The organism is Paenibacillus stellifer (assembly GCF_000758685.1).
Lineage (GTDB): Bacteria > Bacillota > Bacilli > Paenibacillales > Paenibacillaceae > Paenibacillus_AQ > Paenibacillus_AQ stellifer.
The window spans coordinates 896,510-908,850 of the sequence record NZ_CP009286.1 but is presented as its reverse complement, the minus strand read 5'-3'; the positions used below and the strand labels follow the sequence as shown (position 1 = coordinate 908,850).

The window sequence follows — 12,341 nt, the reverse complement described above, 5'->3', positions numbered from 1 at the left end:
TTTTAAAGATATTAATTCGACATTTTTCAATATTTTCCCTTTAAATAAGTTGAACTGCTTGAGGAGTCCGAGTTAGATCAAGGAAAAAAGGAGGATTTGCTGTGTGAAGACGAGTAAGCTATTCGGCCTATCTGGTCTTACAGTACAATTGGTTTCCGAAAGGAAAGCAGTGAAAAATCAAGATTAAAGGCCTATGGCCAACATCAGGGTACTAAGCTGTTCGCAGTGATCGATTATGAAACGGGTCATGTGCGAACTTGAGTTTAATCGTTAGCCACCTCCTCAATAAAAAACGCCTCAGAGATAGTCTCTGAAGCGTGATTAGTTGAGCTCCCGCTCTACAATAATCGAACATAAGGTTTTTCTGCTGCTGCTCCGTGGAGTTCACACTGTACAGGATGAATCGATGCGCATACGTCTCGTTCTTCTCACTCTCTTCTGATTCCTCGTTTTTAGCCTTCGTCGGCCGGTGATACTGCCCACGAACGAAGGTAATGACCGTATCCTTTTCACATTTGGTATCGACCAGCATCTTGTCCACCAGCATCAGCATTAGGTTCTGCCATTCCCCAGGGTCGCCGGTCACTAAGTCCCGGTGCAGCATGACCTTCGTCGGCTCCTCGGCTTCCTCTTGAAACTCCAGCTCGAACAGCTTATGCTGCCGAGAGCACAATGCAAAACGAATCGTTACAGGCATCTGCCGGTTTATGAAGCAGTTAGGCCTCGCTACTTGTCATCCTTACAGCTTCTCAACATACTGTTTCACCTCACCCAGAGACAAATCGGTATGCTGGCGGATGAGCTTGATTGCCAGAATCAGCTTTCCGTCTTTCTTCATCTGGCAGACTGTGTCCAGAATATCTTCGGGGGTAGATCAGCCGGATATTGCCTGCTTCCCCTCTGCGTTTCAGCTCAGCGACGGCTTGCTGCTCTTGTTCTGCCGTCAGAGATTCGTCAGTTGCAGTCTGGATTAACAGTATTCGCTGCTACGGCAACAATCTAATAAGGGCACCAAAATGGTTCCGACAACGGATTGAATTACCAGATATCTCCTGTGCCGATACAAATACAGCCATACGCTGCTGAGTTTCAGTACCTCCCCGTTAAGACAGCTTCTTTTTCTCAATAAGCAAAAGAACTATGTAAACTACGAGCACACCAGCAAAGAGGTATCCAAAATAAGTTTTGTATGTATTCAAATCATATTTATAATATCTATATAAACCGCAATTAAGATCATAACCTAATCAGTAAACGGTCAATCGTTTCCATTGGTTGTTTGTTGATTCGCTTCATAAATTGGCCGACATGAAGCTTGATCTTATAGAACTTCTCAAAAAACACATTATTGACTACATCGGATTTCAACCACAGCCATAGCCCCTCGACCGGATTCAGGTTGGGGCTGTACGGCGGAAGAAAGACCAGATGCAAGCGTGGATGTTCCTTCAAAAAAGGTTGTAGCCCAGTAGCATGATGAATCCGGCTGTTGTCCAGGATGATCGCTATTTTTCCGTTCGGGTACGCCGAAAGAAGATCCTGAAGGAAGCGAATAAACGCATCTACATCGGCCTTTTCTTCTTCACGGTGATGCACCTGTCCAGTCTCGTAATTGATTGCGCCAAACAGCTTGGCTCCTTCATGCTTGCCGTACGTGGGAACTTTACGCTGCTTGCCTCGCGGAAACCAGTTGTATTGCAGCGCTTGATAGGAACGGATCATCGATTCATCTTCAAACAGCAGATGTTCGATTTCTTCGGCTTCCACCTGCTTTTTCAGTTGAGCGAAGGTGTACTTCCGGAAAAAGGCTTGGGCTTCCTCGTCGGCTTTAGCCAGTGTATACGTAGCTTTGGTGAAGCTGAAGTTCATGCGTTTTAGCATGGCACTGATTCCGCGCACACTCATCGTGACCCCAAATTCTCGCTCGATCCATTCCGCTACAAGTGGCAGAGTCCAGGTATAGTGTGCCTCAAAGCCTACGTCGGCGGGCTGCTGCTGTTCCAGCATAGCCGCTAACTGATGGCGTTGCTCCTCCGTGAGTTTTGTCGGTTGTCCAGGGGAATAATCCATCTTTAGGCCAGACAGTCCTTGTGTCTGGTAGGATTTCCAATAGAGGCCGATGGTTTGACGCGCGCGGCTGAGTAGATCACCGATCTCCTCAAACGTATGTCCTTCCAGACGAAGACGAACTGCCAGGTACCTTTCATAGAGTCGTTTATCCGATGTCTGTTTCATCGCTGCATTCAACTGCTCGATTTCTTCGTTTCTCATTTTCATCGCCGCCTTCAGGTAAGTTATTACTATTCTTTACCCGATTTGGCCATTGAATTGACTTTGGTAGTTTCTTAAATGCGTTCTATATAGAGATAAATGGGCTCAAAGCGTAGCCAAAAAATAATAATGAAAATGCATAATTTAGCGGTCTGTTAGTGATATGCTTCCAACGTTCGTCTTTTCCTTCTCTAAAAGATAATATGATATTTAAAAGCAATCCACATGCAATCACAATCGCAATCCAATTATCCATTTTATTCTTCCTCCTCTTCTTCGTAAGGTTCAAAATAAAAGACTTCATTAATGTTTTTACCAAATATATGTGCTATTGCAAATGCAAGCTCAAGCGATGGAATAAATTTGTTATTCTCAATCGATGCAATGGTTTGTCTCGTTACGCCTAGTACTTTTGCTAAATCGGTTTGCGTCCATCTTTTCTCTGCTCGAAGTAAATAAACCTTGTTATTTACAATTCCAAAATAATGCATGCTTGGGAATCCTCCTTTGAATCTATTGTAATATAAAACAAACATAATGTAAATTGTATATAACATTTTGTTTCATATATAAGACACCAATGCACACTCTCCTCACAAAAACCAGCTAATACTTGTCAAGGATTTTGTATTGGTGATTCACGTTTCTCTTGGTATACTATTTTTATAGCATGGCAAAAAACCTTCATTGGCGTGAAGGTTTTGGATAATTATGGATTATGGTTGGAAGGGCTGCTGTTTACTAAGGATGGCGTATACGTGACGGAGTAGCTTGTTGGCGCAGGCGATCACGACCACCTTGTAGGGCTTGCCCTCTTTTCTTTTTTTCTCGTAGTACTCCCGAATCTTAGGATTGGTGCCTCCTCGAATCCCACACTGTACAGCCAAATATAACGCTCTGCGAAGCCTTTTGGAGCCTCGTTTGGTGATCCGGGAACTGGTTGCTGTGAATTTACCCGAGCTGAATATGCCAGGGTCTAATCCTGCAAAAGCCACCAGTTGTTTAGCTTCTTTAAACTGCCGCACATCTCCGATCTCTGCGACCATTGCGGCTGCCAGTTTATCCCCGATCCCCGGGATGCTCAGCTCATCCATCTGCTTCTCCAATATGCTCAATTGTTCGGTGAAGGCAAGAACTAAGCCCACCATACTGCATAAAACTGAGGTCTGCGCAGGACTCCTGAATTCTTCACTCCAGCGGGACAACACTTCCCTAAGGTGTTCTGCCTTTAGCTTCCGCCCACTTCTTAGAATGTGATTTCCCAGTGTTTTTTTGGATGACACCATGAAGATCCTCTACTTGATCCACTAAGCAACTGGCAAGTACGTGTAGAGACGTCACCGAGAATAGATTGCCAAAGACCTTCTCTTATTCCGGAAAAACTTGATCCAGCAAGGCCCTCATGTTTAACTTCGCTTGCACAAACATCCCGGTTACAAACTCATGCTGCCTCGTTACATGCCGAAGCTCCGTATATCCCTCCTCCCAAGTCCGATGTGGATTCACATCTCCCCGGTAGTACATCTCGGCTAAATGCCATGCATCTGCGGCATCCGTCTTCACCTTTCTTAACTGGGTGCCTTTGGCCCGCTTAGCCTGCAAGGGATTGACAATAAAATACGTCCAACCGCTGCGTTCCAGATAGGCGACGAGTCCACGATGATAGTGACCGGTCGCTTCCAGAACAACGACTGGCGATTGTGCTGTCTGTTTCTGCAGTTCTGTCAGTAGCCTGCCTAATTGCTCATATCCACCTGCCTCATGCGAGATGCTTATTGCCTGCCCCCAAGATTCATTTCGCTTTAAAAAAGCTTGTACCACACTGAATCCCTTAGCTACATCGACTCCCACTACAGGTCCCATAACAACCTCCTAAATCCGTATTTGCCGGCACTCCCACGATGGTTCCAAACCCATAGCTTCGCTTGTGATACGAGGTCAAATGCCCCAACCAGCTCAAACATGGTCATTGGAGGTAGTGGGAGAACAGTTTTTGTGACGGGGTCTGTGCCCCTAAAACCGCCACGTTCTCCCGGCTACCGCCATCATAGAACGCCCACAAAAATAGGCCAACCAGAAATCTCTGGCTGACCTGATAATACGAAAAACCTCCCGAAGGAGGTATTGTAATTCAGCATGTTAAGTTCAATTCCGATACAACACTGCTACCGACTCCATATTCACCGTATGCGGGAAGCAATCTCATTTCCACGGCATCTGTTTATAGTTGCTTAATATCGCATAGAATCAAGGTTCTTGCAATCAGTTGTCTTAGGATTCTTTTTCTTTACTATACTTTATCACATATTTTTGCGGCAGTTTTACGGCAATGATGCCTATGTTCATTACCTCATGTTCCACATGAAAAACGCTCGCGTATTACAAAAATTTTATATTATTGGGTTCTGGTGTTATTTCATTTGATTTATAATCTGTTGTAAACCTGTTAAATTTCCTTTACCCAAAGTAGAGTAATATTCTATATGCTGCTGAACAGCGTTTAAAGCCTTTCTGTAGGATTCGTCGCCAAACTCTTGTCTGATACTTTCAAGCAGAAATTTATTGGTAACATTATTGAAGGTTCTCTTATACACTTTCCCACTCATCATAGCCAAAAAAATTGTAATAAAATCCTGTGCCGATCCTTCATTCATACCCGTACGCTTATTAATTTCAATTTTCCCTTCACTTCTTGTTAATTCTCCTGAAAATACTTTTTTCGCAATTATTAATGCTCCTTTGCTCATATCTAGAGTGATTTCCATTGGTTAGCTCCCTTCATTTCTTCCCTTGTTCAATCGTTTAATTACGCCTTAACAAAATCTCCTAGTCGATTAATATTCGGTCTATGCGCTTAATATGGATAATCAATAGCTACTAAGATGTGATCATCAAGAGAATGAACGTTCCCCGTCCTCGTCTCTTTGACCAATATCTTGCCATCAATTAAAGTACTCCCCCTGAAGAAAAGACATTTATCCAGTACTGCACATCATCTACCATCTGCAAGTTTTCATACTTGAGCCTTATCCAATAGGGAAGACTTGCATCGGGTTTGGGAACCGGTTTGATATTTTCTAAATGCCCCGTAACATCTCGGCAGCGAATACACCACAGATGTTTGATATGATTAGGTTCCTTCTGCCGATTTGCCTTTCTAGCTATAGGAAACACATTGCTGCAATGGGGACATTTTAAATGACTGATAACAACACGTTGTACACGCCGCAAGGCCATTGCTATCACCTCCGAATTCAATAACATGTTCGTTGGTTACATTATGACTTTAGATAATGCCATATAGCGGTCAGCGAACAAACATTCGGAAATGGTATTAACAAATAGAGGTGACTAAGAGTATCTTTTTAATCTTGTAATCAAAAGAACAATATACATCACCATGACTCCAGAAAAAAGATAACCTAAGGCCATTTTATAAGTAGAGTTATCAAGTTTGTAGACTTGGTCAAAGGAACCAATCCCTGAGAAGCCCATAATAAGCGTGAGAAAACTAATCGATGTCGGATACCCGGATGCACGTTCCCAGTAAGTTTTTTTCTCATATTTCAGAAACACTAATAAATTGATGATTAAACCCAGAACAAGAACTGACCATATCAGAACCCCCATTACTATTCCTCCTCAAATAGAAATTTCGCAACAATCTCATGTCACTGGCCCAAATTATGCTGACCCTGCTGAAGAGCCTAGAAACCGTAGTCAGAACCAGCCAGAAATGTGAAATCTTTGGATCTACCTGCCTCGTATATTCCACCGGTTCAGAAGCTTATCTCCTTTCAGCCAGCTGGGGCGCCTGCTTGGACTGGCTACCTAGCCGTCACAGCGTCACATACTCGTTTCCGTGCAGAAAATACAGCCCCGACTCTTTGACCTTCATCCCGAAGGCACGCTCCAGTTCATTACGGTAGGCCTCAACCTGCGGACGGTAAAAGTCCACAAAAGCTTGCCGCTGCTGCTGCTCATACACATCGGTCTTGAAATCGACGACCACCCAGCCGTCTTCCTCCTCGAACAGAAAGTCAACGACTCCCTTGATAAGCAAGTTCTCTGAGCGGGTCCGGATCGGCAGCTCATGCAGACAGCGCTGGGCTCTCCGGCTTCTGTTCCACAGTTCATGCCTCTCCACTTCCCGAAGCATCGCCTTGACTTCGGGTATCAACCGCTCTTCGATTTGTTCCTCGCCCGCAATCCATTTAATCTCGTCTTCGAGCTCTTCAAGGGACTGCCCTCTGCCCAAAAGCTCGATACAGCGGTGAACTGTGCTGCCAAAAGCCATCCCTCTTCCCTCAAGCGGACGAGGCGGGTGTTCTCCCTTCTGCTTGGCCAGTTCCGTAACCGAAGCCACCCGGTAAGTCGGCCGGGCTAAGCGGCTCCGCATCGCTTGGCTTTCTTCTTCATCCGCGGTTCGATCGTGCTCATCTTCATAGATCGCAGGCACGGCCTTAACCGCTGAAACAGCTGGCAGCTCCGCGGCATCCGGAAGACTGTCCACTAAACCGCTCCAGGGATCGGCAGCCGGCTTGTCCGGATAACGGGAAATAACGAGCAGTTGCTTGGCCCTTGTCGCCGCAACGTACAGCAGCCGCTCCTTCTCGGCTTCCATGAACAGCCGCTCCTTGCCGCTGAGCTCCGCCCATCCCGGCGGATGGGCTAGCAGCTCCGTTTGGTAGCCTTTCTGCCGACTGATGCTGAAGTAACCTTTAACCGTCTCCCCGGACCGATCGATATATTCGGAAGCCTCATGGCTGCACTCCCCCACCGGACAAGCAAGAAAGACTACGTGCGCCTCAAGCCCTTTGGCTTTATGTAGATTCATAATCCGCACCGCGTCCAGCTGTCCGGCGAACAGATTGCCGCCTTCCAACGCCTCCTTTTCCGCCATACGGTTCAGCGCCACGGTCAAATCCGCCCAACTGCCAGCTTGAACCGGGTTTCGCTGGAGCAGCTGAACGACATTCAGCAAAGTCCCGGACCGGCTCAATCCATTCTCCCTGACGGCCGCAAGAGGAATCAGCCCCATCTCCTCCATGATCGATAGCAAGGCCGCCAGAGCCGGAAGCTCCCGGACCTTCCGATCGAACTCAGACAGCTTCGCTAAAGTAGCGTAAACCTGAAGCAGGTGCCCTGCAGGCATTTCCTCTCGCTCCCCAAGTCCGCGAAAACCGAGCCGGCGTCCCTCCTGCGTAAAGGCGTACAGCGACTGGTCGCTCAGGCCGAACAACGGTCCTCTCAGCACGGCCAGTAGCGCAATCCGGTCGTCCGGATCGTTAAGACATTGTGCCAGCATCGCCAGGGCCGCAATTTCCCCATACATGGCCGAACTGCCGGAGGTAATCGCTGGGATTCCGTAAGATTCAAGCTTTTGCGCATACAGGGAGATGAACTCTCTTTTCTTAAGCAGAATGAGAAAATCACCCGGGACCGCTTCACGCATAAGCAGCTCCCCCGTTTCATCCTTATCCTGAATCTGCAGGTTCCCGGAACAGGCCCAGGCAAGATATGCCGCGACCTGCTCGGCATCCGTCTTAGAGATAGCGGCTTTGCCACCCGCCATCTTGGGCAATGTCAATGTCCTCACGCCAAAGGTCGCCTTCTCCTCATGATTCGTAAGTGTTGGATTCAGCGTGACCGTATCCATGGCGACAAAAGAGGACTGATGCTCCGTCTCTTTCCCGGGAAACGTCCGGATAAACGTATCGTTCACGAATTCCCCGATGGCATGAACAGACCGGAAATTGGCGGTGAGCTGAAGCACTTCCCCGCAGTTGGTCAGCATCGCTTTGACCTGGTTGTAGAGGGAAATATCAGCCCGTCTAAACCGGTAGATGGACTGCTTCGGATCGCCGACAACGAACAGCGAACCCGGTTTCGGCCGGATCTTCCGCCAGTCGCCGGCAGCGTCCGGCTCTCCACATAACTGGAACATCAGCTCCGCCTGCACAGGATCGGTATCCTGAAACTCGTCCACAAGCAGCTTCGTGTACCGGCGGGAGAAGGATCTGCCAACTTCGGGATACTTGCGCAACATCTCCGTAGATCGCATCAGCAGGTCCTCAAAGTCGAGCAGTCCCGCTTCTCTACGCCGGTCGGCGCAGAACTCGGCGGCCGGCAGCACAAAGGAAATGAGCTGCGGATACAGGTATTCCCGCCAGGAGGCCAGAAACGGCTTCAGAACAGTCTTCTGCCAATCTGTAAAGGTAGTAGCGCTCTCCTTGGCCGCCGCTTTGTCCGTCCAGCGGTTTTGGGTGACTTTGATACTCTTGTCAAACAGCTGAGCCAGTCTCAGCATCTGCATGTCATCTTCCAGTCCATGCATCCGGACCAGTCTACTCCCATCCTTGATCATCTGCTGCAGCGAATCCCAGCCCGCTTCAGGCCTTGCCGAAGGGATATAGAGAGCCGCCTGCTCCATCAAGCGGGGAAGCGACAGCCGGATGAGATCAAAATCGGGACGCGGAGAAGGCTGGGTTTCAATCTTCACATCGGTATAGAGCGACACCTTGTGATATACTTCGCGCAGATCCTCCACCGTCAGCCCAAGAGCTTCCATATCCGCAATCGAGCGATCTTCCCCGTTCTCCGCCAAAGCCATCAAATACTCGTCCCAGCACTGGTCGCGAAAGACTTTCGCCTCTTCTTCCTCTATTTCCCGAAAAAGAGGATCGACTCCCGCCTCGATCGGCCGCTCCCGCAGCAGCCTGCCGCAGAACGAGTGGATCGTGCCGATAAAGCATTGATCCACATCCCTGAGAGCATTGGAAAGACGCCCAGACACCGGCGGCTGGGCGGCCGGCAGCCTTTTCTCCAACTCCAGGCGGAAGCGCCCATGCAGTTCGTCCGCCGCCTTCCGGGTGAAAGTAATGGCCGCAATTTGCTGGATCTCTGCGGCGCCCGTTTCAATATATGCGATCATTCGTCCTACGAGCGACGTAGTTTTTCCCGAGCCTGCGCCCGCCTCCACCAGAAAGTTTATGTCCAAATCCCTTACTATCCGTTCTCTTGCCAGCCGGTCGTTAATCAACGGCCCACACCTCCCTGATCGCTTTGAGTTTCGGATCGTCCGCCACCTGTTCCCATTTGGACTGCATCAGCTCAGCTTCACCACCGCAAACATTCTGGTAATCACAGCTGTTGCAGTGAGAACGGACCGGGTCATTGGTTGTAATGAAGATACCGTTCTCGAGCGAATCCAGCAAAGCGCCCAGCACCTTGCGAAGATCGTCCCGCCGGTTCTGCAGGCGTACGTCCTCTTCCCCTTTCCCCCGTTCGGTTGGAAAACAGTAAGCCGACTCCACCACCTTGGCCTCCAGATCGGTTCCGGTTATTCTCATCCACTGCTCCAAAGCCGCGGCATACAGGGAATGCTGCAGCTGGGTACCCCGAGCAAAATAAGCACCCTCGCTGTATTTCTTTGGATTACCGGTCTTGTAATCGATGATTTTATATTCATGCGGACGGATCTCGTCAACCCGGTCAATAAAACCTTTCAGACGAATCGTCAGCCCTTCTCCAAGATCAACAGTCATCGGTTCGCCGCCTATCGTCAAATCCAGCTCAAAATACCGGGGCCGGGTCATCCGTTCCGTCTCCATTTGGTAGAACACCCGGATATCTCTGCGGATCGCCTCGGATTCTTTGCCCAAGATATGCGGACTTGGCGGAGGCACTTTGTCTGCAAATTCCCGGATAACGGCTTCGGTGAGCAAAGAAAGACGCTGCCAATCATGCATCGGCTCTCCAACGGGATTCTGAGCTACCGTTTCGCGCAAATACCGGTCAAAAACTTGATGAAGCAGGCTTCCCCGTTCGGCGGGATTCAGCCACGCCGAACGTTCGAATACCGGAGATTCCTTCGGCTTGATCCTCAGCACCGACTGGTAAAAGAACCGGCGCGGACATTCCGCATACCGTTCCAGTTGGGTCACGCTGACATGGCTGGCCTCCGCCCCCCTGAATGCTGCATTGAAGCTCTCCTCTTCGAGCAGTCCGTCATATCCGGACAGGGAAGGTTGCTGTCTGACGACCGCCCCCTCATGGGCCTGTTCTGCAAAAGCAAGAGACCGCCGAACGACCCGGCTCCCGTCCGCCAGCGCCCCCTGCCCCGCTAGCCGCTCTATCCACCGGTCCGTTCCATCAAGATGAAACGCCTGTGAACCGGCGGACCCGGTCAGAGCATAAAGCACAGGTTCACCCAGATAACGAGCAAGCGAGGAATAATCCATCGCCGGATCTCTGGACAGGCGCCTTGCCGCCAGTAGAAAGTCGTAGGCGGGATGGGATTCTTTCTGTTCCAGAGGCTCATACGCAGAGAAGCTCAGGGTAACTGATCCGTGAATCGCCCCCATACGTTTATGGCGTTCCGTCAAGGTCCAAGCCGCCTGCTCGGAGGAGAGCTTCAGGCTGCCAAGGTTCAGCCGCTCCTCATCCAGCAGCACTGGATCCTGCTGTACATGTAGCGACCAAGAGGAATCCTTCATCCCTGTAATAAAGGTATGGGCTCTTCCAGATTCGCCGCCGTCCTGAAGGGAAGAGACATGCAGATGCCCGCTTTTAGGCCCCTGCCCCGCCGAATGGAGCTGGTCCAATCTCTCTCGCACATAGCGAATCGCGGTTTCCCGGCTGACCGGAGTCTGCTGAACCAAAGCCATCTCAGCCCCGAGTGTACGGAGCTCGTCCAGCATCAGGGCATCCGCTTCATTTCTCGTCACCCCGCACTTCTCCAAGAACTGAACCAGTCCCTGAAGCACACCGGCAGGCGTCCAGGCTCCCTCAACTGGCAATCCGGCATAAAGAGACTGGAACCCCTCGCTAAGCTGCGACCAAAGCTTCCGGGCTTCCTCATCCTGCTCGTTCCCTGCCGCCACTTCAAGCAGACGATACCGTTCTCTCCCCCACCCGATGCCGCACCGTTCAAGCAGGCGAACAACAACGGAACCGGAAATCCGGTCTCCGGCGGCTGGGCCGGTGCGGAAGGCGAGATAACGGTGCCTGAATCCCTTGAGCAGACATTCGATTTCATAGTTGCTCTCCAGCCAATCCAGGTAGGCGAAAGCAGCTTTTCCCATACCATAAAAAATCGCCGGTAGCCCTTGGGAGAACGTGCATGGTACTGCCAACGCTTCAGCCTGTGTATGTACAATCGTGCTGTATTCCTTATAATCCGACAGAATGATTTCCGTTTGGTCGAACGGGATAGCTCTACTACAGATCCGCCGTAGCACTTCTCGAACCTCAGCTGTTGAACCGGCCGCATGAAAGATCTCAACCCGGTTGCCTTTATGCTCAAGTAGAGACTCGGGAAAGGACTTCTTATCTTCAAAATAATAGAGCTGTCGGCTGTCGAACAGCTTGCCCAGCATTTCATGTTCATAGGTAGATGTGACCAGTTGCGGCGGAATCATTACCAGCGTACTGCGTTCACCCACTTGTTCCGGAAGATAGGCAGTCAGTCCGGCATAATCAACCAGCCTTTGCTCCGCGAGCCGCCGTTCGTAGCCGGCCAGAAGCTGCTTGATGTATAATCCTTTCGGCCTGCTGTCAAAGACCTGCAGCTCCAGATCTCCTGCCTGTTTACCGGCTTCCCGAAGCTCTCCGATTGCGCTGTGAAAACTGCGGACCAATCCTGGTGTGACTTGATCGGCTGGAAGGAAATCCGGAAAGGACTCGGCCAGTTCCAGCATCAGACCATGAATCAGCCAATAGACCTGATCCCGGCTTATGAACGTCATCCCTTCGGCATCCAGCTTTCTCTTCGTATATTTGACGGCCAGCGTCCTTATCGTTTCAACCTCTACATTCATTAAAGGACCGTAATCCCTGCAGAGCCGGTTCAGCCACTGCTCTCCCTGATCGTAACGCGCGGTCAACAGGAGCTTTTTGCGGAACGGATCCTCTGACAAGCACTCATACAGCTCGTCTAACCAAGTTGACTTCATTCCAATACACCCCTACTTTAATCTAAATTTCCATATTCCCATATTCGCGAATAAGCAATTATTCCCTCTTTACCATCAAAGCTTTGTTCCCTAAGACAACCTTACCATGGTAAA

The 12,341-nt window shown here is 49.7% G+C and carries 7 protein-coding genes and 2 pseudogenes; all 9 read right to left on the bottom strand.

Annotation, left to right across the window (positions count from 1 at the left end):
- Positions 1-343 precede the first annotated feature (343 nt).
- Positions 344-655, bottom strand: a pseudogene (locus PSTEL_RS27385) (DUF4317 family protein); the annotation flags it as partial.
- Positions 656-1,236: 581 nt separating this feature from the next.
- Positions 1,237-2,277: an IS630 family transposase gene (locus tag PSTEL_RS04265; protein ID WP_084064691.1), complete on the bottom strand. Its 1,041-nt coding sequence runs from the start codon at positions 2,275-2,277 to the stop codon at positions 1,237-1,239.
- A 79-nt stretch (positions 2,278-2,356) separates the two neighbouring features.
- Positions 2,357-2,527 carry a hypothetical protein gene (locus tag PSTEL_RS27380; RefSeq protein ID WP_156995772.1) on the bottom strand — a complete coding sequence of 57 codons (171 nt, stop codon included), beginning with the start codon at positions 2,525-2,527 and terminating at the stop codon, positions 2,357-2,359.
- Position 2,528: 1 nt separating this feature from the next.
- The gene (locus PSTEL_RS04260; protein ID WP_038693699.1) at positions 2,529-2,762 is read right to left on the bottom strand and encodes a helix-turn-helix transcriptional regulator; all 234 of its coding nucleotides are present in this window, start codon (positions 2,760-2,762) and stop codon (positions 2,529-2,531) included.
- Between the two features lie 225 nt (positions 2,763-2,987).
- Positions 2,988-4,134 (bottom strand): annotated as a pseudogene (locus PSTEL_RS26715) (IS110 family RNA-guided transposase).
- A gap of 548 nt (positions 4,135-4,682) precedes the next feature.
- A complete protein-coding gene (locus PSTEL_RS04250) occupies positions 4,683-5,036 on the bottom strand; it encodes a hypothetical protein (protein WP_038693697.1) in 354 nt (117 codons plus the stop codon).
- A 586-nt stretch (positions 5,037-5,622) separates the two neighbouring features.
- The gene (locus PSTEL_RS04240; RefSeq protein ID WP_038693693.1) at positions 5,623-5,901 is read right to left on the bottom strand and encodes a hypothetical protein; all 279 of its coding nucleotides are present in this window, start codon (positions 5,899-5,901) and stop codon (positions 5,623-5,625) included.
- Positions 5,902-6,109: 208 nt separating this feature from the next.
- Positions 6,110-9,313: a UvrD-helicase domain-containing protein gene (locus tag PSTEL_RS04235; protein WP_038693691.1), complete on the bottom strand. Its 3,204-nt coding sequence runs from the start codon at positions 9,311-9,313 to the stop codon at positions 6,110-6,112.
- Positions 9,306-12,227 (bottom strand): PD-(D/E)XK nuclease family protein, encoded by a 2,922-nt coding sequence (locus PSTEL_RS04230; RefSeq protein WP_038693689.1) that lies wholly within the window; start codon positions 12,225-12,227, stop codon positions 9,306-9,308. The genes PSTEL_RS04235 and PSTEL_RS04230 overlap by 8 nt, the downstream gene beginning before the upstream one ends.
- Positions 12,228-12,341: the final 114 nt, after the last annotated feature.

Excerpts from the sequence above, each read along its gene's own strand:
- PSTEL_RS04265 (WP_084064691.1), bottom strand. The coding sequence starts at position 2,277 with ATGAAAATGAGAAACGAAGAAATCGAGCAGTTGAATGCAGCGATGAAA.
- PSTEL_RS04250 (WP_038693697.1), bottom strand. The coding sequence starts at position 5,036 with ATGGAAATCACTCTAGATATGAGCAAAGGAGCATTAATAATTGCGAAA.
- PSTEL_RS04260 (WP_038693699.1), bottom strand. The coding sequence starts at position 2,762 with ATGCATTATTTTGGAATTGTAAATAACAAGGTTTATTTACTTCGAGCA.
- PSTEL_RS04230 (WP_038693689.1), bottom strand. The coding sequence starts at position 12,227 with ATGAAGTCAACTTGGTTAGACGAGCTGTATGAGTGCTTGTCAGAGGAT.
- PSTEL_RS04240 (WP_038693693.1), bottom strand. The coding sequence starts at position 5,901 with ATGGGGGTTCTGATATGGTCAGTTCTTGTTCTGGGTTTAATCATCAAT.
- PSTEL_RS27380 (WP_156995772.1), bottom strand. The coding sequence starts at position 2,527 with ATGGATAATTGGATTGCGATTGTGATTGCATGTGGATTGCTTTTAAAT.